Below are 23,579 nucleotides of genomic sequence, written 5' to 3' on the forward strand. Positions count from 1 at the left end.
TATATTTTAAGGAAAAATTTCAGCTTGCATATAAAGCTTCCCATACCCTGAAACTTCAATACGTTCCTGATTCAGGACATTGCAATATAAAACGCCTCCACGGCTAGAAGCCTGATAAGCAATAATATTATTTTTAGCGAGTTTCTCTGCCCATAATGGCGCTATTGCCGTATGAATTGAACCCGTAACCGGATCTTCTTCAATGCCCGCGACAGGTGCAAAATAACGCGATACACAATCATATTGTTGATCGGCTTTTGAGGTGATTGCAACATCCATCCCTGCAGTAGTAATCGCAGTCCGTTTACCTAAGGCTTTAAGTAAGTTCATGTCAGGCTGCTCATCTAACACGTCCTGCACTGATTCATATTCAACAATGTAGGCTTGAACATTTTGATAAACCGCTTTAAAAGGCTTTGTTAATGCTTGACGTAAAATAGCTGGATAATCTTCAATTTGATGAGCTTTACGAATTGGAAAATTCATTCTGATTTTACTGTCTTCATCTTGGTGAACCACAAAAAGACCTAAGTTTCGTACATGGAAATTAATTGTCTTTTTCTCGGTAAAATCTTTAAATAATACAAAAGCACTGGCAAGTGTTGCATGCCCACAGAAATCAACTTCAACTGTTGGAGTGAACCAACGGATTTCATAGTTTTCAGAGTCTATAATTTTTACAAAAGCAGTTTCAGACAAATTATTCTCAAGTGCTATCTTCTGCATTAAATCTACATCTAACCACTCTTTTTCAACAACGACAGCGGCCGGATTTCCACGAAATAACTGTTTTGTAAAAGCATCAACTTGATACATTTTCATGATAGTGCTCTCTTTTGTAATAGGCCTATTTTCGAAAATTATTTAAAAGAAAAACAGATACAGTTTTTTTAAAATTAACATCACAGTGGCAATTTATGCCTATAAAAAACGGCTCATCCAGAGTGGAGAGCCGTTTAATACTCATTCTTAATGATGTTGAGTTAACTCAATTTCATCTTCACTGTTTAGTATTTCTTTATCAGTCTGGCCCATCAATTGGCTCGTAACTACGCCAGCAGTCATTGAACCATTTACGTTTAACGCAGTACGTCCCATATCAATGAGAGGTTCGATTGAAATAAGAAGCGCAACCAATGTTACAGGTAAACCCATTGCAGGAAGCACAATCAACGCAGCGAAAGTCGCACCACCACCTACTCCTGCAACCCCAATTGAACTTAAGGTCACAATACCGACTAACGATGCAATCCACATTGGGTCTAAGGTGTTAATACCCATAGTTGGTGCAACCATCACTGCCAACATTGCAGGATACAAACCCGCACAGCCATTTTGACCAATGGTGGCACCAAAAGAAGCAGAGAAACTTGCAATAGATTCAGGCACACCCAAACGACGAGTTTGTGTTTCAATGCTCAGTGGAATACTTGCTGCACTTGAACGGCTAGTGAATGCGAACGTTAAAACTGGAGCAACTTTCCTAAAGAATTTAAGAGGAGAAACACCCGTCATAGTCAAAATAATGGCATGTACGACAAACATAATCGCCAAGCCTAAATAAGATGCAACCAAGAAACCGCCTAGATTTAAGATATCTGCAACGTTTGAACTTGCCACGACTTTTGTCATAAGCGCAAATACGCCATATGGTGTAAGAGTCATCACTAAGCGCACAAGCTTCATTACCCATGACTGCAACGTCTGAATCGCAGTCAGAATACGTTGACCTTTTTCTGCGTCATCCTTCATTAGGTTAAGCGCTGCTATACCTAAAAAGACGGCGAAAATAACCACACTAATAATTGAAGTTGGGTTTGCGCCAGTTAATTCAGCAAATGGGTTACTTGGAATAAAGGAAAGAATAAACTGCGGCACACTTAAATCGGTAACTTTGCCTACATAGTCTGTATTAATCGCAGTTAAGCGTGCAGTTTCAGCAGCACCTTGCACCAAACCTTTTGCAGTTAAGCCAAACAGGTTGGTAACAAATACCCCTACCAGTGCAGCAATCAGCGTTGTAAAGAGTAAAGTACCGATCGTATAAAAACTGATTTTGCCTAAAGAAGATGCTTGGTGTAATTTTGCCACCGCTCCCAAAATAGACACAAATACCAAAGGCATCACGACCATTTGTAAAAGTTTTACATAGCCGTTTCCAACGATATTAAACCAGCTAATAGATTCAGCAAGAATCGGATGGCCACCGCCATAAATCAAATGTAGTCCTAAACCAAACACCACACCTAGAACTAAGCCAACCAGAACCTTTTTCGATAAGCTCCAGTCCGTTTTACGTGTTTGGGCGAGTAAAAATATTAACCCGACAAAAACCACAATATTGATGATTAAGGGTATATTCATTCCCAAACTCCAAATTATTGCTTGTGTCATCTTTCAAGGGGGCATATTTGACCATAGCCAGCCTATATAAACTACCCTTTTCCACAATTTTATAGCATCAAGATGATTACAAACCTCTGTGAGAATATAAAATGACTTTTTCATACATATATATCACTTTTAATTTATAAATTAAGTTGGATATTTACGTATGAAAATCAATCACAACCTAAGCAACCTTTAATTCAAATTGTTGCTCAATAAAATGAATAAACTGCTTTAAATTGGTTCCCCATGTTTCAGGCGACTGGGCAACCAAGTAGGTAGTAAAATGAGCGGATTCAGTATTAAGTTCAAAACAACTTAATGACACTTTCTCGGCTACTTTGTTTAGATATGACTTTGGCAATAAAGCAAAACCAACGCCTAATTCCACACAGCTTACAATCCCGTCCAGGCTGCCCATTTCCATAATTTGTGAAGGTGGAACACTGTGATCATTTAAAAATAACTCGATTGCATGACGATAAGAACAACCTTGTCGAAACGCAATAAATCGGGTCTTTGCAAGCTTGGCAACATCTGGAAAGTGAGTTTGCTGTTTCGGACAAACTAAAACCAATTGTTCTTGCCAAACAGGTAAACTATACAACTCTGGAATTAAATATTTAGAAGCAACAAAAGCACAATCGACCTCTCCTTGCTGCACAGCGCTTAACAAATATCGTGTCGGGTGAGTTTGCAGCTCAATCGGCAAATTCGGATATTGCTGCATACATTGATTGAGTAATTGAGGTAGACGTATTGCTGCTGTCGTTTCCATACTGCCCAAACGAATGGTTTCGTTCGGGTCAATATCACCCTCTTGAAAGATTTTTTTCGCTTTATTATGTAGAGCAATCATTTGAACAGCATAACTATGCAGCTGTTGTCCGGCATTCGTTAAGGTCACTGGGTTATTACGATTGAATAAAATAACCCCTAACTCTTCTTCAAGCTTTTTCACATGGCTCGTGATATTCGATTGAACCGTATACATTTTTTGTGCAGCCAAGGAAAAACTTCCACTCTCTGCAACAGCTAAAAAAAACTCTAGAGACTTAAGCAACATACCACTATCTCAAAATAAGATAATCACCATCATATTAAATCATTTTTAAAGATTTAAAAACTCGCTTTTAATAATAAAAAAATTGAGCGTCCTCTCATGTCTACGTTTTATCGAATGAGCTTAATTGTCTTTTTGGCAACTTGTTTGGGAATTGGTGTTTTTAGATTTTCCTATACTGCGCTTATGCCCATCATGATCGAGCAATACCAATGGACTCACGATTTTGCCAGTTACTTAGGGAGCGCAAATTTATTGGGATATCTCATTGGTGCCTTATTAGCGCTCTTAAGTATTAAAGAAAAGTACATCCCACCCATGATTGTCTTGCCGGCTATAGCTGGCAGCCTCAGCCTACTAGGCTGTTCATTCATGGATATGCCTTTAGTGTGGTTCATTGTCTGGCGTACGATTTCAGGTATTGCTGGCGGCTTACTTATGATTTTGGCGCCTAGCTTTGCAATGAAATACACTCCCAACACGCAAAGATTAAAAGTTAATTTCTTAGGATTTAGCGGGATTGGTGTCGGCGTTTTATCCGCCACTATTATTATTCCTCTACTTAAAAATATGCCCGTACATTATGTTTGGAATATTTTCGCGGGTCTTTCTCTATTAGGAAGCTTAACTCTTTATCGATTATTAAGTCGTAATACTGCCCAGATTATTAAGCCGCAATCGACCACTATACAAGCCTTACAAAAATCACGTTTAGGCCTTGTCATTATTATTGCCTATATGTGTAGTGCCTTTGCATATATTCCACACTCTTTGTTTTGGATGGATTATTTATCCGGAACTCTGCATTTTCCGTTACAGCAAAGAAATTTATTTTGGGTTCTCTATGGAGTGGGAAGCTGCATTGGTGCACTTGTCGCTTATTGCTTAAGCAGACTAATCGGATATCTACAGGCCATTAAATGGTTATATACCATTTACAGCTTAGCCGTTGTTTTGCCGTTCCTTTCACATACCGCATCTTTACTGGCCTTATCTTCGCTTCTGACAGGCTTACTGACTCCCGCAACCGTATTTATTAGTTCTTATAGTCTGCTACAGATTTATGAGCACCGTTATCAAAAGCTTTGGAGCCTTGCCACCATTGGCTTTGCCAGTACTCAACTTTTGGGTGGTGTTGTCATTAGTACTTTGCATCATTTGCATTGGTCTTATGCACATCTCTTTCTTTTGGGTGGAACCGTTCTTCTCTTTGCGGTTTGCCTTTTAATTCCCCTTCGCCCTTCTTTCACCTCAACTTTCGGAGAAACCAAATCGTGAAAACTCTGCTCTTTCCTTTATTTCTAGTTACTTTCGTTCTTGTTATTCAAGCCCTAGACCAGAGTTATCAAAAGAAAACTGGCTTTATTAAAACTCCGAAACATCCCGAATTTATGCAATAAAAAAAGCCCTCAACCGAGGGCTTTTTAATAGAAGATTACTCTCCCATATGTTTGATAATTGCATCACCAAATTCAGAACAACGTAACAAGGTTGCACCCGGCATTAGGCGCTCAAAATCGTAAGTTACGGTTTTGGCAGCAATCGCTCCAGAAATTCCTTTAATGATCAAATCAGCTGCCTCTGTCCACCCCATATCACGCAGCATCATTTCCGCAGAAAGAATAATAGAACCAGGGTTTACTTTATCCTGACCTGCATATTTAGGTGCTGTGCCATGAGTTGCTTCATATACTGCAATAGCACCACCAATATTTGCACCCGGTGCAATACCAATACCTCCGACTTCTGCTGCCAAAGCATCAGAAATATAATCACCGTTTAAATTTAGCGTGGCAATCACAGAGTAATCGGCTGGACGCATGAGAATCTGCTGTAAAAATGCGTCTGCAATGACATCTTTGATAATGATGTCTTTACCCGTTCTAGGGTTTTTAATTTTAACCCATGGACCACCATCAATCAGTTCTCCACCGAAACGATCTAGAGCCAATTCATAACCCCACTCTTTAAATGCGCCTTCGGTGTATTTCATGATATTGCCCTTGTGAACCAACGTCACAGAAGGCTTGTCATTTTCAATTGCGAACTGAATGGCTTTACGGACTAAACGCTGTGTTCCTTCTTTCGATACAGGTTTAATTCCAATACCACATCCTTCAGGGAAACGGATTTTTGTGACACCCATTTCTTCTTGAAGGAACTTAATGACTTTTTTTGCCTCTTCAGAATCAGCTTTCCATTCAATACCTGCATAGATATCTTCCGAGTTCTCACGGAAAATCACCATGTCAGTTAATTCTGGGTGTTGAACTGGTGAAGGAACACCTTCAAACCAGCGTACTGGTCGTACGCAAACATATAGATCTAATTCTTGGCGCAAAGCAACGTTGAGTGAACGAATGCCTCCACCTACTGGTGTGGTTAAAGGACCTTTGATTGATACAACGAACTCGCGAAGTGCTTCGAAAGTTTCTTCGGGCATATAGTTGCCATAAATTTTATTGGCTTTTTCGCCGCAATACACTTCCATCCATTCGATTGAGCGTTTGCCACCGTAAGCTTTTAAAATCGCAGCATCTACGACTGCTTTCATGGTTGGTGTAATATCCACACCAATACCGTCGCCTTCAATGAAAGGAATAATTGGATGATTTGGTACGTTCAGTGACAGGTCTGCATTTACTTTGATTTTGTCGCCGTCGGCAGGAACCACGATCTTCTGATAACCCATTGTGTAGATTCTCCCTTTTATAATACTTAATTAACTAAAAATAATTATCGATAAACAATACTTTCAACTTTTATTAACGCATAATAGCTTAATCGAATTTAATTCTTTTTGAGATTTATGTGGGAAATAAGCAAATTTCGCACTTAAATATAGCTCAATGTTTTCTCTAGTTATTTGAAAGAAGAAGCCATTTTTTATGAAAATTGTGATTCTCAACAAGCCTTATGACGTTCTCTCCCAGTTTCGTAAAGACGAAGCGCACATGACCGTCTCTGACTTTGTTGATGACCCGACTTTGCGCTTGGCAGGCCGTCTTGATATGGACTCTGAGGGTTTAGTTTTTTTAACCGATCATGGTGGTCTGAATCAGTTCATTACCAACCCTGCAAATAAAAAATACAAAACGTATTTAGTTCAAGTTGATGGCGATGTAACCGAAGAAGCGCTTGAGCAACTTCGTAAAGGTGTAGAACTGAATGATGGTATGACGCTTCCTGCTAAAGCCATTAAAGTCAGTGAACCTGAATGGTTATGGGAACGCAATCCACCCGTACGTTACCGTGCAAATATTCCGACATCTTGGATTGAGATTTCAATTTGTGAAGGCCGTAACCGCCAAGTTCGTCGTATGACTTCTGCGGTAGGTTTTCCAACTTTACGTTTAATTCGTACTAAAATTGGCTCAATTGACTTAGTTCAACTTGGTTTAAGACCGGGTGATGTAAAAGAAATTGAACCATTACTCTACCCTGACTTTAAAGATGTACCAGCTGAACAGCCTTATCGCTCGCGTTCATACGTGAAAAAGCCAGGTGGTACGGGTGGCAAACCAATGGTTCGCAAGAACAAAGATGGTTCTGCGAAAAAGTCTGGTACAAAACGTATCTGGCAAATGGATGAAAGCGAGAAACCACGTCGTAAGACCAATGGTACAACTCGTCCAAATACCAAAGCACCACGTGGTCGTGGCCGCAATGGTCGATAAGATTTAATCTTTTAAAAGCTCACATCAGTGGGCTTTTTTAATGTCTTTTATTTTAGGCAATAAAAAACCGGTGCATATGCACCGGCTCTTAAGCTAATTACTAACGAGTTAGTAATTAAGCCTCAACTGTTGCAAGAGCTGCATTAAATGTAGCACTTGGACGCATTACAGCATTTACTTTAGTTGGGTCGATAGCGTAGTAACCGCCGATGTCCGCTGGTTTACCTTGTACTTGAGCAAGTTCAGCAACAATCTTCTCTTCATTTTCAGCTAAAGCTTTAGCAAGAGGAGCAAATTTAGCTTTCAACTCAGCATCTTCGTTCTGAGCAGCAAGCGCTTCAGCCCAGTAAAGTGACAAGTAGAAGTGGCTGCCACGGTTATCGATTTCACCAGTACGACGTGATGGAGACTTGTCATTGTCAAGCAATTTACCAGTCGCTTCATCAAGTGTCTTCGCAAGTAACTTAGCACGAGCATTATTTTCTTTAATGCCCATTTCTTCTAAAGATACTGCAAGCGCAAGGAACTCACCAAGTGAATCCCAACGTAAGTGGTTTTCTTCAACAAGTTGTTGTACGTGTTTTGGTGCTGAACCACCTGCACCAGTTTCGTACATACCACCACCCGCCATTAGCGGAACGATAGACAACATTTTTGCAGAAGTACCAAGTTCCATAATTGGGAACAAGTCAGTTAAGTAGTCACGTAAGATGTTACCAGTCACAGAAATCGTGTCTAGGCCACGTACGACGCGCTCAAGTGTGTAACGCATTGCACGTACTTGAGACATGATTTGGATATCAAGACCAGTCGTATCATGATCTTTTAAGTACTTTTGTACTTTCTTGATCAATTCGTTTTCGTGTGGACGGTACGGGTCAAGCCAGAAGATTGCAGGCATGCCTGAGTTACGTGCACGAGTTACTGCAAGTTTAACCCAGTCACGAATCGGAGCATCTTTAACCTGACACATACGCCAGATATCGCCTTCTTCAACATTTTGAGTCAATAACACTTCACCAGTGTCAAGATCGGTAATGTTTGCAATACCAGCTTCTGAAATCTCAAAAGTCTTGTCGTGAGAACCGTATTCTTCAGCTTTTTGAGCCATCAAACCAACGTTTGGTACTGTACCCATAGTCTTCGGATCGAAGTTACCATGCCACTTACAGAAGTTGATCATTTCTTGGTAAATACGGGCAAATGTTGATTCTGGCATTACTGCTTTAGCATCGTATTGCTTACCATCAGCACCCCACATTTTACCACCAGCACGGATCATTGCTGGCATAGAAGCATCTACGATGATGTCGTTTGGAGAGTGGAAGTTTGTGATGCCTTTTGCCGAGTCAACCATTGCAAGTGCAGGACGGTGTTCTTGACAAGCATGTAAGTCTTCAATGATTTCTTCACGTAATGAAGTTGGAAGAGTTTCGATTTTCTCGTATAACCCAGCCATACCGTTATTTACATTAATGCCTAACTCGTCAAATAACTTACCGTGTTTTTCGAAAGCTTCTTTATAGTAAATTTTCACACAGTGACCGAAAACGATCGGGTGTGAAACTTTCATCATTGTCGCTTTTACGTGTAAAGAGAATAAAATTCCCGCTTCTTTACAATCATCAAGTTCTTTTTCATAGAAATCACAAAGTGCTTTCTTGCTCATGAACATTGAATCAATGATTTCACCTTCTTGAAGCGCAACTTTTGGCTTAAGAACAATGCTCTTACCACTATTCGTGATAAGTTCCATTTTCACATTACGTGCGCGATCAAGTGTCATTGATTTTTCACCATGGTAGAAGTCACCTTCTTCCATATGTGAAACGTGAGTTTGTGACCACTGTTTCCACTCGCTCATTGAATGAGGGTGTTTTTTTGCATAGTTTTTAACTGCTGCTGGAGCACGGCGGTCAGAGTTACCTTCACGAAGTACAGGGTTTACTGCTGAACCAAGGCACTTACCATAACGAGCTTTGATTGATTTTTCTTCTTCAGTCGTTGGATTTTCCGGATAATCAGGAATTGCGTAACCTTTTGATTGAAGCTCTTTAATACATGCAGTTAATTGCGCAACAGACGCACTAATGTTCGGTAGTTTGATAATGTTTGTATCTGGATCTTGTGTAAGACGACCTAGCTCTGCAAGGTTGTCGGATACCTTTTGCTCTTCACTTAGGTAATCAGCGAATTCTGCGAGCACACGTGCAGCTACAGAGATGTCACTTTTAATAATCTCGATGCCAGCTGGCTTGGTAAAGGTCTCAATGATCGGCAGTAGCGAATAGGTCGCCAATAATGGCGCCTCATCAGTCAGTGTGTAAATAATAGTTGACTTTTCACCAGCCATATATAGCCCCTTCCGTTTGATTGAGTGTTGAGGACCGAGCTTGTGGCCCAGTGCCTACGAACCGATATGCTTAAATAAAACCCTGAGAGTATCGGCTCTCATTGCCTTCCAGTCAACGAAATATCCAGTGATAACGACATTTCGTAGTGAAATAATACATAATTCAAATCTATCAATAATATTCTTATACCTAACTTAAGGTAATACATATAACTTTATCCACCTTCTAGGTATAGAACAGTCTTAAATTAAATGAGATATCTTTCAGAGTTCTGACAATTATTATACTTTTCATTCAAAACAAACTCAAAGATAAAACGAATCTCATCGTTTAGTAGCACTTAAAAATAAAAAACCGATGTACAAAACATCGGTTTTTTATAAACTATTTAACTGTTATTTAAGCTTTTAACCATTTTTCAGTTTTAGCCTGATCTTCAATAACAAGTTCAACCTCAGTTAAATCAGATGTAGAACATTCAACTTCAAAAGATAGTAACTCATCACGGCGGAAAGCAAAGACAGTATAAGTACCGCCCTGCTTTGCATATTTCTCAACAAGTTTAGTGGTCGCTTTTAAACCATCAATTGCAATAATTACATCATTGGCAGAAATACCCGCTTTAGCTGCTGCGCTATCACGGCGAGCACTTTGCACGAGTACACCTTCTGGCTTATCAACAAGTTTCAAACCCAGTGGCAAAGATTTGTCAGTTTTAACTCTATAACTTAAGCCAAACTCAGGGAACAATTGATCAAGTGGTAACTCATCAGTGGTATTAATCAAATGATTAATTTGTTCAATCCAGTTATCACCCGTCAGTTCCTTACATAAATCAAAAATGGTTCTTTCGTTTACTTGCATACCATTTTGAGTGTTTTCATATAACCGACGCATTAAAGCATCAAGACTAGAACCACGTAGACGTAAACCCAAATCTAGACATAACGCAACTAACGAACCTTTATTGTAGTAACTAGTGCCCGCGTTATTCGAGTTTTCATCTTGGCGATAAAATTTAATCCACGCGTCAAAACTTGACTCTGCAACTGTTTGAATAAAACGACCTGGGTTTTGCAAGTAACGGTCAATTTGTGCTTTAAGTAGATCCAAATAAGATTTCTGAGAAATTACACCGCTACGTAATAAAATCAGGTCATCGTAATATGAAGTAAAGCCTTCAAATATCCACAATAAAGACGTGTAGCCTTCTTGATGCAAATTATAGTTTGCAAAGTTTTCTGGACGGATAAACTTGACTAACCATGAATGAAAATATTCATGACTACATAAGCCTAAAAAGCGTTGATAATCTTTAGAAGGTTCAGTTGGTTCATTCGATTTTGGCAAATCATCACGCGGTGTAATCAAGCTTGTGCTATTGCAATGCTCTAATCCGCCATAACTATTACCTGTTGCCATGGTCATAAAGGTATAGTTTTTAAATGGTGCTGAACCGAACATATTTATTTCAGCTGCACAAATCCTTTCAATATCGGCTTTTAGGCGATCAATATTGGTATTATGCGAACCAGAAATTACAAACTCATGTCCAATGCCGTTCGTCTCAAAACTAAAGCGTGTTTGATCAGCCAATTCAAATGGACTATCAATCAGTTGATCGTAATGATCTGCTTTTAAAGTAAATCGACCTTTGACTAAGCTTTTTGAAGCTAAGCCTGTTGCTAACTGAAAATGCTTTAATTCATCCGGCAAGAAAACTTCGACTTCACAAGCGGACTGCTCCTGCCCTTCTAAAGCCAAACATACACACGCAGGATTAATATATAGACGAGTCTGGTCTACATACGCACCACGGACAGACAAATCATATGCATATACATCATATTCAATCGTCATTAATTCATGATCTGTATTAAATAAACGCCAGCGATTCTTGCTCGTTTTTTTAATGTCCAGCAGACGTCCAGCTTCATCATAAGCTTTAACAGATTCAATATGTTTTGAGAACTCTCGAATTAGATAACTACCCGGAATCCACGTTGGTAGCCAAAGTTCCTGATTCGGGTTGGCTAAAAAACGAATTGTCACGTGAACAAGGTGCTGTTTGTAATCATCGAACTCAATTTGATAATGCAACATAAATTCTTCAATTTAAAAATAAGAACGGCTTCACATTAGATTATCACTTTTTTGTATCGTCTTGCGTAGATGTATTTTTTGGCAACAATTCCCACTAGCCTTCCACGAAAAAAAGGCATAGCATGCTGTGCATCTGTGTCCCGTATTTGCCAGTGAAGTTAAGGTCATCCGTGAAATTTTTTCTATCTCTTTTTACCCTCTTTAGTATTTTTTGTACTACCGTAACCAATGCTGCATTACTCAATATTGCACCTGAAAGTGTTGAAGCTGCTGCATGGACTATTGTAGATACTCAATCGGGTCAAATCATTGCTGAGCATAATAGCCATGTTCAACGCGCACCAGCATCTTTAACCAAAATGATGGTTGCATACATTGCTCTAAAAGAGATTAAAGCTGGAAAACTGAAAAAAGAAGAAATCATTACTGCAACTCCAGTGGTTAGTGTTGTGCAGTGGGATGAATCACAAATGTATCTTAAAGCTGGTGAACAAATTTCAGTTGATCAGTTATTGGCAGGTCTAATCGTGATGTCTGCTAATGATGCAGCCGTGACTTTAGCTGAAAAAATCTCTGGTGATGTTCCGCGTTTCGTGCAACGTATGAATCAGGAAGCTCAAGCTTTGGGTATGAAAGATACTCATTTTAGTAATCCTGCCGGAATTACGATGCCTGACCATTTCACTACAGCACACGACCTTAGCTTATTAAGTCAGGCATTAATTAAACAAACCCCTGAATATTTACATTATTCAAAAATGCCAAGCTTTAGCTATAACCAACGCTTCCATCATGCGACAAACCTTGCGCTCAAATATGACCCATCTGTTGACGGTCTAAAAACGGGATATACAAAAGCAGCGGGTTATAACTTGGCACTTACAGCTTCACGTCCTTCTTTTTCATCTGACTTAACTCAAAGACGTTTATTAGTAATCGTTTTAGGTACGCAGAGTGCTGTAAAACGCGCTGAGATTGCAGATAAATTAATGAATCTTGCGTATGCCTATACACGTGATGAAGTGATTATTCCTGAGCAGAAATTAATTGCTGAACTACCTGTTGTAAAGTCGACTTTAAAAATGTTTAAGGTTGAAACAAAGCAACCAACAATTGTAACGACATCTTTATATGCAGACCCAACACCAATTGACCTAAATACTTTTGATAATGCAACTCAACGCGTTCAAGTACTTGATAGTAACCAACAGCTCAAGGTGATTGCTCCACTTGAAACGACTCAAACACATGTAAACATTGAGCTCAATGAAAAACAATTAACTGCGCCATTAATGAAAGTCGTAAGTTTGGCAACAGTATCGATTTATCAAAATAATCAACTGATCCGTAGTCTTCAAATCGAAGATAACGTACATATTGAAGAAGCCAATATTTTCCAAAAAATCGCAATGTGGTTTTCTAGCCTCTTCTCTATTTTTTCATCAAGTGAACATAGTGCTGCAAAACTCTACCCAGTAGATTCGCACTAAAAACATCAAATTGTGCACAGACGCACAATAAATTTTATAAATAAAAGATGGCATAATTTAGCCATCTTTTTTTATAGAAAAATAATTAGGTGAAAAAATGACCCAAAATTTACATCATATTGTAATTGTTGGTGGTGGTGCTGGCGGCTTAGAACTGGCAACACAACTCGGTGAAACTTTTGGGAAAAATCGTAAAGCAAAGATTACATTGGTTGACCAAAACCTTACCCATATTTGGAAACCATTGCTTCATGAAATTGCTGCTGGCTCTTTAAATCCCCACGAAGAACAAACTAACTATTTTGCGCACTCAGAAAAACATCATTACGAATTTGTGCTCGGAACATTAGTTGGGGTTAATAAAGATAAAAAATTAATTGAACTAATGCCCCCTCAAGTGTCTAAGGATCAACAGAATCATCCGCAAGAGCTAAGTTATGACACACTTATTTTAGCGCTTGGTTCAGTATCAAATGACTTTAATACCACTGGAGTGCGTGAAAACTGCCATTTCCTTGATAGCAGAAAGCAAGCCGATATTTTCCAGCAAGATTTATTACATCTTTATATTGAAGCTCAGAATCAACCCAATCAGCGAACTTTAAATATTGGAATTGTTGGTGCGGGAGCAACGGGTGTGGAGCTGGCAGCTGAGTTAATTGAGACAACTAAAAACTTTTATCGATATGGTTTAAAGAAGATTCATCCAAACCAAGTCAAAATTACACTAATTGAAGCTTCTGAGCGTATTTTACCTGCTCTAAGCGATAAAACCGCTGAACACAGTGCTGGGCAACTCAAAAAAATGGGTGTTGAAATTTTAACTCAACACCGCGTTGAAAAAATTGATGAGCATTGCATCTACTTTAGCAATGGCAACCAACTTAAAAGTGATATTACCGTTTGGGCCGCAGGCGTAAAAGCACCAAAGGTATTAGAAAGTTTTACCGATTTTAAACGCGATAACATTAACCGCCTGATGGTCTATGCAACGTTGCAAACTTATTCTGATCCAAATGTATTTGCGTTTGGTGACTGCGCTCATTGCCAACTTGATGCAAGACATCCTCCACTTGGCCCCCGTGCTCAAGTTGCAAGCCAACAGGCCAGCTTCTTAGTCGATGCTATGGCTGCTCGACTTAATGGCCGATCACAGCCGATGTTTACATTTAACGACAAAGGTTCTCTCGTGTCTTTAAGTCGTCATAAAGCCGTTGGAGAATTACTTGGTGATGTCAGCGTGCAAGGCTATATTGCAAAAACAATGTATGTGTCTTTATATCGTTTACATCAAGCAACGATTCACGGATATACTCAGGCTGGACTACTCACAATGAAAGATTTACTTACAAGACGTGTACGTCCAAAAATTAAGCTGTATTAAGTTGAATTTTTTAAGTTCGTCCCTATTTATATAAAAACGCATCAGAAAAAGTGCCAAAGATTAAGATTTTGTAGTCTACAAAATTTATTTTTCACTTTATGATGTACGCTTCAATTGATTGAATGGATCAAAAACATGACTGCTATTGCAAATAACCACGTGGTTTCATTCCACTACAAATTAACAAACGCTGAGGGTGAAACACTTGATCAATCTCAAGGTGAACCACTTGCCTATTTGCACGGTGCAGGCAATATCATTCCTGGTTTAGAAAATGCATTAACAGGTAAAACTGTTGGTGAAAAATTCACTGTTAACGTTCCAGCTGCTGAAGGTTATGGCGAATACAACCCAGACCTAGTACAAGAAGTTCCAGCTCAAATGTTCCAAGGTGTTGAGAACATTCAACCTGGTATGCAATTCCAAGCTCAAACAGATGACGGCGTACAGATCGTTACTGTTAAAGCGGTTGAAGGCGACAACGTTGTTGTTGATGCTAACTTCCCACTTGCTGGTCAAGATTTAACTTTTGAAGTTGAAATCGTAGAAATCCGTGATGCTTCTCAAGAAGAATTAGATCACGGTCACGTACACGGTGCTGGTGGTCATCACCACTAATTCATCTTTAAAGATGATAAGGGCAAAGCTTCGGCTTTGCTTTTTTTATGTATTTATTTTTATATAATATTTTGATAATAATCTTTTAACTCACCTCACTCTATAAGGGCCAATTTTCATGTCAAACGTAAATCAGCTAATTTGGTTTCGTCAAGATTTGAGAGTTCGAGACCATGCTGCTTTATGGCATGCCTCTCAACAAGGGCCTTGTATTGGGTTAGTTATTTTATCGCCTGAACAATGGAAAATGCATCACGATGCGCCTATAAAAATTAATTTCTATTTACGTCAACTTCAACAACTCAAAAAAGAACTAGAACAACTTAATATTCCCCTTATTATCCAAGTCATTCCTTACTGGAAAGATATCGCTGATTATATTGGTGAACTTAGCACTCAACTTAATATTGAAAATGTCTATTCAAATATAGAGTTCGGCGTTAATGAATTAAAAAGAGATAAAACTGTACAAGATTTTTTAAATCAACAAGGTAAAGAGCTCTTTTTATTCCATGACCGTACGATTTTTCCTTTATGCTCTATTCGCAATCAGTCACAGCAGCCCTATCAGGTTTTCGGTGCATTCAAAAAAGCATGTTATTCAAAATTGGATCTCAGTGGTTTACCTCAATGCTATCCAATTCCTGAAAAGCAAAGTAGCTATCCAGCGTCTTTTTCAAAAATAAACAGCTTAACTCTAGAAGATATTGAAGCTTTTTTTGATCCTTCTGTTTCTAAAGAGCAACAAGACTTATGGCCAGCTGGAGAAAATTTTGCTCTAGAGCAGCTCGACATATTTATTAAAGATCATTTATCTGATTATAAATTAGAACGTGACTTTCCCAATGTAAGAGGAACTAGCCAACTTTCTCCCTATTTAAACATTGGGATTTTGTCTATCCGCCAGTGCCTGCAAGCTCTTTTTAGGGCTGAACATGGCAACTTTCATTTGACAAATGAAGGCCAGCAGACTTGGTTAGATGAACTTATTTGGCGAGAATTTTATCAACATATTTTATTTGATTTCCCCCATGTTTCTAAACATATTCCGTTTAAAAAAGTCACTCAGAAAATTAAGTGGAATCACAATCCAGAGCACCTAATTGCATGGCAAACGGGCCAGACAGGTATACCGATTATTGATGCTGGAATGCGTCAACTTTTAAAAACGGGATGGATGCATAATCGTGTTCGTATGATTACCGCTATGTTTTTATGTAAAAACTTACTCATCGATTGGCGAGTAGGTGAACAATGGTTTATGGAGCATTTAATCGATGGGGATTTAGCAGCAAATAATGGTGGCTGGCAATGGTGCGCTTCTACCGGAACTGATGCTGTACCTTACTTTAGAATTTTTAACCCTATTGCTCAATCAATGAAATTTGATCCAAATGGAGATTATATTCGTCAATGGGTTGAAGAATTAGCTCATCTAGACAATAAAGCCATTCATGAGCCCTACTCGACTAAAACGAATATTCAATTAAATTATCCAAAACCAATTGTAGATTTAAAGGAAACTCGTCTTAAAGCAATTGAAACTTTCAAGAGTATTTAAATAAGAATTACGTCTTAAGTGTTTATTTTTAATTAAAAAATAATAACAGTATTTGACTATAGTGAGACTTTGTTCTACAAATAAACATAATAGATACTTAAAAAGGCCATAAACAACAACAACTTCGCAATGTCTCACATTTAGTAATAAAAGTATAAAAAAATTAACATTACAATAAGGTAGCTATAGCTCACATGCAACAAAAGAACCCTGGAAGAACACTCGTCTTATGGATTATCGCAGCTCATCTATTTATGGGCATGGTGGCGTATGAGTGGTTGCCTGTAAGTTTTAGAGGAAGCTGGATTTTTATTCTCATTCTTTTAATTTCTGGAGCTTTTTTACAAGTTGGTGCATCCTTAATTGTGGGCTTACTCGCTTTTATCGGTGTTGCAGTATATTTTCTACTCGACTTAGGGGCTCAGACGCATATTGAACGTCAGCTTCTTTTACTTTTTATTATTCCCCTCATTCCTCTTTTTCTGAGTGCTGTTCGCCATAATATCGAAATTAACGTTCAAAAATATCGTGATATACAAAGTTATGATCGAAATTATCGTCGTGATATTTTCCCGCTTAGCGCACTTAAGTATTTTCAACGTAGTTTCTTTAAACTTCTTGATCATCACCACATACAAGACTATGAAGTCTTTGAGATTAGAATTCTCAACCGAAGCTTAATTAAAGAAATGTTAGGCGATGATGTATGGAAAACCACTCAAAATGAAATGATTAAGATTTTGAGCCAACATCATCCACAAGAAATCGTTTTCCAGTTTGCTGATGATGATCTTGAAACTATATACAGCATTGTAATTCGCAAGCAAAAAATGGATGAAGAACCTGAATTTATTAAAAAGCTAAAAGAAATTATGACTTTGCGGCTTGAAGTCGAATATAAAGTTATTCAGATTCCACCTGAAGAGGAGATTACTTAATGTCTAATCTTCTTAATATTTGTGGAATTATTATTGCATCTAGTCAGTATCCTGATGCCACTTTACAGCAGTTCTATCGGCAATATTATCATTGTGAGATTAAAACGGAACAAACAAAAACAGAAGTTCAGAGTACCGATGATCTTTCAATGTTTTTTCCATATCAGGATACATGGTGGCCTATCTTTACAATTGACCAAATCAGCTCGGATAGCTTTCAACGACTTATTCATAAAGGGATCAAACCCGGCATTATATTGCCGGATGAAGTTTTTAGCTTTTCTCATTATTTCTTGCTCAAAGAAGCAGTCAGCCAAGGTGCGATTCCGATTGCACTTTATAAATCAGAGCAACCTCAATATTTTGCGGCTAAAGCCACATTTTCGACTGCAATTGGGTTGCGCCCAATGGCTGCTTTTGTCTCAACGGGATGGGATGAAAATTTAATTTCACAGACCGCTGGTAGTTATATTATTCAATTTAACTCTTCGCAGCTCCCGTTACCCTCTAGAGAAATTAAGCAAAAACAGCATTTATTTTATTCGGCTAAACGTTTTAACGGTCATATTTCTGGCTATGAAATTATTATTAATCCTCCTGCTGATCTACCCACAACAAATATTCGATATCCTCAACTCGGAATATCTTGGAGGTTTAATAAGATTAATTACACAAGTACACCGGAGCACGTAAAAACCAGTTTTCTTGGGTACATTTTTATTGGTTTAAGTACTGTTGTAGTTCCACTCGATCTAATTCTGACGAGTACCTACCCTGACCTCCTTGGTACGTTTGGCAGCTATATTTCATGGTTCTCTCTTGTAATCGGGTTGATTTTATTAGTCTTGCTCATCTCGTCTATTATCAGGAGGGTTAAATCAAATGGCTCCCATTGATATTCTCTTCTTATTTGGATTTTTAGGGATTTGGATTCCACAAGCATTTTGGGCGTGGTTAAGTTATCAAGCTTGGAAATATTCAAAAACAGCAGAAAAAGAGTTACAAAACCTTCCAATACCAGAGAGATGGCCCGTTTTGAGTGTCTTGATCCCTGCCTATAATGAAGGTGTTGTGATTGAAGATACTTTGCATGCAATTGCTCAACAAGATTACCCAGCCGAAGCATATGAAGTTTTACTCATTAATGATGGGTCAAAGGATAACACCCTAGAAATCGCCGAAAATTTGGCAAAAATTTATCCTTGCATAAAGATTGTTAATGTTCCTAAAGGAATGGGGGGTAAAGGTAAATCTAGAACGCTTAATAATGGCCTCCCCCATGCTAGAGGCGAATTGATTGTTGTCTATGATGCGGACAGTACACCGGAACCCGATTGTGTTCGCCTACTCGCTCAAACCCTACTTGCCGATAAAAAATTAGTAGCCGTTAATGGAAAAGTAAGAACACGTAATTGGCAAGATAGTATTTTGACCCGATTTATTGCCATTGAGTTCATCTTTTTCCAATGGATTTTCCAAGGCGGTCGTTGGCAACGTTTTGAGCTATCGACATTAATGGGTACTAACTATGTAATTTGGCGTGATGCTTTAGAAACCTTAGGCGGTTTTGATGAAAAGTCATTGGTCGATGATACAGAAATGAGTTTTAGGATTTTCATTGGTCAAAAACGGATTAAATGGGTGCCCTATGCAATTGGTTGGCAGCAAGATCCTCCATCTCTGAGTGTGTTTGTTAAACAGCGTTCACGTTGGACCCAAGGTAATTTTTATGTGACTCGTAAATATTTACCCGTCGCATTAAGAACGCCTTTTCCTATCGGAATTGAAATTCTTAACAACATTATGTGCTACATACTTTTTGTACCCGCTTTATTCTGGAGTCATATCACCTTAACCCTTGGCATACTTGATATTGCGGGTATTTCAGTTCCAGGCCCATTCACGACTCTGTGGGGCCTTTCATTTTGCCTATATGTGGCGCAAATGTGGTTTACGCTTTCACTCGAAAAAGTTAAACCAGAACTCTACTTTTATTCAGTTCTATCTTACGTAAGTTACTCACAAATATTTCTATTTATTGTTTTTAAAGCCGCATATGACATGCTTAAAAATAAAATACAGGGCAACTCCCTTCAATGGTACAAAACGGAACGTAGCAAGGAGAAAAAATAAATGAAAAAGAATTTTGATCTTTACAAAACAGCTCAAGTGCTCCTTGCTAGCACCAGTCTTATGCTCGCCATGTCTGCTCATGCTTATACATGGGAACTGGACGATATTAGTACTTCTACTAAATACACAGTCGAGCCTCATTTTTTCTATATTGGCAAAGGTGCCCAGTGGCAAAACATTCAATTTTCAAGTGATTATTCCACTGAAAGCGATACAACTTTACTTGTAAAATATGATGATAAACTCATTTATAACACTACCCTAAGTGGGGATGGTCAAGTCAAATTTGATATTCCAGCAAGTCAGAGTGGTTTTCACCGTTTAGATTTTATTATTCAACAATATGCGAAACCGACTACGCTGAATCAAACCAAAGAAACATTCTGTACAGAAGATATTGATCACCTAACTTATTTAAGTAATTCCCAGCTCGACTTTACACCTATTCGTAATGAATATCGCTTAAAAGATTTGCCAGATGCTTTATATAACCCACAAGCGAGACGGCCTACTCCATTTGTTGGTATTTTAAAATACAACCGTAAAGAGATTATATAAGCCTCCATGCTCGCCAGATTAGCAAGTTCATGGACCTCCATAACACCTGTTGAATGGGTTGATTCAGGACAAACCAATTTAAATCCTGAAACAAACTTTATTATTGAAGTTATTCGCTCAGCAGCACCACTAAAAGGCGGAGCACTAGTACAAATTGCAAAACCTGTAGAAGGTGTGCCTACCTTATCAATTACTTATCATACTCAACAAGATTTAACGAGCGCAGTAAATGGACTAATTAATTCTTCTTATGTACAACAATTGAGTACAGGAAACGCAGTTTTTCCAAATACAATATCTAATCCAACATGGGCTCAATTTAAAAAAATCGATACACTCGCCGATTTAGGTATTCAAGATTTCAGATTAAATCACGCTGAAAAAAACTTATTTCTTGATTTCCCTGCGGTATGGCAACCAACCGATATCTTGCAAGGACAAATCGCACTTCGTATTCAAAGTGGTTTATTACAAGGTTCCAATATTACAGCTTGGATTGATGGAGGACTTGCTGGAAGCATGAAAACAGCCGACCTTGCTTCAGACCCAGTAAACCGTCAGTTCAATATTTTTGCAAAAGCTATTTCTAATACGACAAATTTTAGTCTAAAGCTGGAAAATTCAGTGATAGCCAATTCCCAATGTTTACCTAACGCACATGGTTCACTTTGGATTGATACAGCCAAATCTACTGTAAAGCTACCTCATAAACTTAAAAATGGTGTAGCCGCAATTTCAATGACTTTAGCAACAACCCCCACAATTGCGGTTGATGGTCAATCTGGTGCATTAAATATCGCGATTGTGTTAGGTCAAACTGCGAAAAAAATGCTTTTAACCCAAGCACCAATGCCTCTCAACCTAGTCCGTTATTCACCGAGCGCGCCACAATCTGTAAATGTCCGCGTTAACAAAGATATTTATCAACAACAAGTACTAATGCATCAGGATATTATTTATGCACCTGCTGCCCAAAATGGTTTTATTGTCAGTTATAACAATAACCGCTTTGATGTGATTACCGACTCACAAGGTGGCGCACAAACGTTTATGCACCTTTGGGAAAAAATACAACATAAAATTCCAAACAACGTGACGAAAATGCTGGTTTCAGAAAATGGAAATATCTATGTTTTACAAAAACTCATTGTCGGAAATCAAAAGGCGCCTCTAGTCCAACAGTCTTCTTTCTTCTTATTAGTTGTGATTATCTCTGCAATTATGATAATAATTATCTTCTTGTGGTACTGGTTAAGACGAAATAATGAGAAAACAGATACCAATTAAAATAGCTGCTTTTATTATTTTAATTATATGTAGTGTCATCGTATATGCGGGGCTTTTCAAACATCAAGGTCAAGCCCCTCATATTGAAGGTGTTTTCTGGCAACCTGACAATAACACTACTCCTCCAGAAGGAAATTGGCACTATTTAGGTGTTGATACATTTGTTCCCCAATGGTCTGTTGTTGAATCTAAATCTTGGTGGAAAGAATCAAATTTTCCACAATGGGAAAAAGCTATTAATTTAGAAAAGATTAAACAAGAACCTTGGGCAAAAAATCTCATATTGGGCTTAGCCGGTGAATATAATGAACCTAAAGCTCGGGCTAATGTCATTGAGTTAGGCGAAAAATCTGCCCAAATTATAAAAGAGCAAAAAACAGCATTTAAAGGTTATTACTTTCCGGTAGAAGCAGATCCAACTTGGCTACGAGTCAGTGCTTTAGGTCATGTGTTATCGAAGCTTCCTTCACCAGTCTGGGTGAGTATTTATAGTGGCGAAACTGAGCCTGAAAATTATGATTTATGGGTTAAAAGCTGGCTGCCTGACCATACGGGAGTTTTTTTCCAAGATGGTGTTGGCGTAGGCGTTCGATCACCTAAACAGGCCAAACATATTTTAGATCAGCTTGAAGATAAACTTGGAAAAGACAAAGTAATTATAGTATTAGAAGCTTTTAGAGTGAAAAAGAATGGGCAATTTAGAGCCGCATATCCTTGGGAAATTATTTCTCAGCTAAAAGCATATGAAGGTAAAACTGTTTATATTTTTGATGGTCCTCATTACATGAGCCGCTGGTGCGTTAATATTGTGAGCTTATGGTACCGCCTCACTTATGGTCATGCCAACAAAACCATAAATGAGACGAGATCCTTAAATCATGATTATGCCAATTCATAAGATTTAGCAATTTGATTGAGAATACGTTGAGCTGCTTGCCCATCGCCGAATGGGTTTTCTACATGCGCCATTTTTTCATAGTGCTGTTGGTCAGTGAGTAACTTTTCAGCTTCTTCAATAATTTTTTCTTGATTTGTCCCCACCAAAACGCCTGCCCCCACCTCAACCACTTCTGGTCGCTCGGTAGTGTCCCGCAAGATTAAAACTGGCTTATTAAATGATGGACTTTCTTCTTGTAAGCCTCCCGAATCCGTCAAAATAAAAGTAGATCGGTCTATCACTGCCAATAGACTTGGGTAGTCTAATGGTTTAACAAGATGAATTTGGGAATGGTCTTTAAACTTATCATGGACTACGTCATGGACGGCTGGGTTTAAATGTACAGGCCAAATGAAATGTAAATCAGGATGTGCTTGAGCTAAGTGCTCAACCGCATTGCAAATATTTTGAATTCCACCGCCAAAATTTTCACGACGGTGGGCAGTAATAAGTACTACTTTGTCATCTTGCTTTAATTGAATTCCATAAGGTTCAAGCCGGTTCTTCAAATCAGATTTTTCAGCAATTAATTTACGCCCTAAATACACCGCATCAACAACTGTATTGCCTGTAACCGTAATGAGCTCTGACGGAATTTGTTCATTGAGTAAATTTCTTTTTGATTGTTCAGTCGGGGCAAAATGCCATTTAGTAATACGTGAAACCAACTGACGATTTCCCTCCTCTGGAAAAGGATGATCTAAATCATAAGAACGTAAACCAGCTTCAACATGCGCAACAGGGACTTTCATTGAAAACGCGACTAAGCCAGCTGCTAAAACAGTTGTTGTATCACCTTGGATAACAATTGCATCTCGTTTTTGCCCATCAGTGTATACATTCTCGATTTGGCTCAAACCATGAATTAAGAGCTGATTTAAACTTTGTCCAGCATTCATAATTTTAAGACGGTGGTCAATTTCAACCCCAAAGAAATCTATCGCATCTCTTACTAGTTCGTCATGCTGTCCAGTAAAAATCACTTCAACTTGAAAGCGAGGGTCTTGTTTTGCCAATAAAATAACAGGGGCAAGTTTGATTAATTCAGGACGGGTTCCAAATACAATAGATATAAAAATTTTATTCAC

The 23,579-nt window shown here is 38.4% G+C and carries 18 protein-coding genes and 1 pseudogene; 12 read left to right on the plus strand and 7 right to left on the minus strand.

Annotation, left to right across the window (positions count from 1 at the left end; translation table 11 throughout):
• Positions 1–6: 6 nt before the first annotated feature.
• From B806_RS0106580 to B806_RS0106590, 3 genes are all read right to left on the minus strand, one after another.
• Entirely contained in the window at positions 7–822 is an 816-nt protein-coding gene (locus B806_RS0106580) for a PhzF family phenazine biosynthesis protein (protein ID WP_017387285.1), read from the minus strand.
• 147 nt (positions 823–969) lie between these two features.
• Positions 970–2,364, minus strand: a complete 1,395-nt coding sequence (locus tag B806_RS0106585; RefSeq protein ID WP_017387286.1) for an L-cystine transporter — start codon at positions 2,362–2,364, stop codon at positions 970–972.
• 208 nt (positions 2,365–2,572) lie between these two features.
• On the minus strand, positions 2,573–3,454 hold the full coding sequence (locus B806_RS0106590; protein WP_017387287.1) for a LysR family transcriptional regulator: 882 nt from the start codon (positions 3,452–3,454) through the stop codon (positions 2,573–2,575).
• 96 nt (positions 3,455–3,550) lie between these two features.
• On the opposite strand from B806_RS0106590, the gene B806_RS0106595 reads away from it, so the two are divergent.
• Positions 3,551–4,729 (plus strand): YbfB/YjiJ family MFS transporter, encoded by a 1,179-nt coding sequence (locus B806_RS0106595; RefSeq protein WP_017402784.1) that lies wholly within the window; start codon positions 3,551–3,553, stop codon positions 4,727–4,729.
• Positions 4,726–4,851, plus strand: coding sequence for a hypothetical protein (locus B806_RS19325; protein ID WP_014207334.1), 126 nt, complete (start codon positions 4,726–4,728; stop codon positions 4,849–4,851). The genes B806_RS0106595 and B806_RS19325 overlap by 4 nt, the downstream gene beginning before the upstream one ends.
• A 35-nt stretch (positions 4,852–4,886) precedes the next feature.
• Here B806_RS19325 and icd read toward each other — a convergent pair whose 3' ends face one another.
• Positions 4,887–6,143, minus strand: a complete 1,257-nt coding sequence (icd, locus tag B806_RS0106600; RefSeq protein WP_005067916.1) for an NADP-dependent isocitrate dehydrogenase — start codon at positions 6,141–6,143, stop codon at positions 4,887–4,889.
• Positions 6,144–6,339: 196 nt separating this feature from the next.
• Between icd and B806_RS0106605 the strand changes: the two genes are divergently transcribed.
• Complete coding sequence (locus tag B806_RS0106605) at positions 6,340–7,128, plus strand: rRNA large subunit pseudouridine synthase E (protein ID WP_005067912.1); 789 nt, start codon at positions 6,340–6,342, stop codon at positions 7,126–7,128.
• Between the two features lie 115 nt (positions 7,129–7,243).
• On the opposite strand, the gene B806_RS0106610 is transcribed toward B806_RS0106605, so the two are convergent.
• Both B806_RS0106610 and B806_RS0106615 read right to left on the minus strand, forming a co-directional pair.
• On the minus strand, positions 7,244–9,481 hold the full coding sequence (locus B806_RS0106610; RefSeq protein ID WP_002118624.1) for an NADP-dependent isocitrate dehydrogenase: 2,238 nt from the start codon (positions 9,479–9,481) through the stop codon (positions 7,244–7,246).
• A gap of 400 nt (positions 9,482–9,881) precedes the next feature.
• Positions 9,882–11,585, minus strand: coding sequence for a PDZ domain-containing protein (locus B806_RS0106615; protein ID WP_017402785.1), 1,704 nt, complete (start codon positions 11,583–11,585; stop codon positions 9,882–9,884).
• Positions 11,586–11,755: 170 nt separating this feature from the next.
• On the opposite strand from B806_RS0106615, the gene B806_RS0106620 reads away from it, so the two are divergent.
• The 9 genes and pseudogenes from B806_RS0106620 to B806_RS0106660 all read left to right on the plus strand — a co-directional run bounded on the left by B806_RS0106620 (position 11,756) and on the right by B806_RS0106660 (position 22,452).
• The gene (locus B806_RS0106620; protein WP_017386267.1) at positions 11,756–13,075 is read left to right on the plus strand and encodes a D-alanyl-D-alanine carboxypeptidase PBP6B; all 1,320 of its coding nucleotides are present in this window, start codon (positions 11,756–11,758) and stop codon (positions 13,073–13,075) included.
• 97 nt (positions 13,076–13,172) lie between these two features.
• Positions 13,173–14,459: an NAD(P)/FAD-dependent oxidoreductase gene (locus tag B806_RS0106625; RefSeq protein WP_017386266.1), complete on the plus strand. Its 1,287-nt coding sequence runs from the start codon at positions 13,173–13,175 to the stop codon at positions 14,457–14,459.
• A gap of 135 nt (positions 14,460–14,594) precedes the next feature.
• On the plus strand, positions 14,595–15,077 hold the full coding sequence (locus tag B806_RS0106630) for a peptidylprolyl isomerase (RefSeq protein ID WP_002118581.1): 483 nt from the start codon (positions 14,595–14,597) through the stop codon (positions 15,075–15,077).
• A 118-nt stretch (positions 15,078–15,195) separates the two neighbouring features.
• Positions 15,196–16,638 (plus strand): deoxyribodipyrimidine photo-lyase, encoded by a 1,443-nt coding sequence (locus B806_RS0106635; protein ID WP_017386265.1) that lies wholly within the window; start codon positions 15,196–15,198, stop codon positions 16,636–16,638.
• Positions 16,639–16,832: 194 nt separating this feature from the next.
• A complete protein-coding gene (locus B806_RS0106640) occupies positions 16,833–17,576 on the plus strand; it encodes a hypothetical protein (protein ID WP_017386264.1) in 744 nt (247 codons plus the stop codon).
• On the plus strand, positions 17,576–18,472 hold the full coding sequence (locus tag B806_RS0106645) for a hypothetical protein (protein ID WP_017386263.1): 897 nt from the start codon (positions 17,576–17,578) through the stop codon (positions 18,470–18,472). The genes B806_RS0106640 and B806_RS0106645 overlap by 1 nt, the downstream gene beginning before the upstream one ends.
• Positions 18,459–19,709 (plus strand): glycosyltransferase, encoded by a 1,251-nt coding sequence (locus tag B806_RS0106650; RefSeq protein WP_002118919.1) that lies wholly within the window; start codon positions 18,459–18,461, stop codon positions 19,707–19,709. Before B806_RS0106645 ends, B806_RS0106650 begins: the two co-directional genes overlap by 14 nt.
• Positions 19,710–21,554 (plus strand): annotated as a pseudogene (locus B806_RS0106655) (hypothetical protein).
• On the plus strand, positions 21,532–22,452 hold the full coding sequence (locus tag B806_RS0106660; protein WP_017386261.1) for a hypothetical protein: 921 nt from the start codon (positions 21,532–21,534) through the stop codon (positions 22,450–22,452). Before B806_RS0106655 ends, B806_RS0106660 begins: the two are co-directional and overlap by 23 nt.
• Here B806_RS0106660 and wecB read toward each other — a convergent pair.
• Complete coding sequence (gene wecB, locus B806_RS0106665; RefSeq protein ID WP_017402786.1) at positions 22,437–23,579, minus strand: UDP-N-acetylglucosamine 2-epimerase (non-hydrolyzing); 1,143 nt, start codon at positions 23,577–23,579, stop codon at positions 22,437–22,439. The genes B806_RS0106660 and wecB overlap by 16 nt on opposite strands.

Origin of the sequence: Acinetobacter sp. TG2027, from assembly GCF_000302435.1 — a bacterium.
GTDB lineage: Bacteria > Pseudomonadota > Gammaproteobacteria > Pseudomonadales > Moraxellaceae > Acinetobacter > Acinetobacter pittii.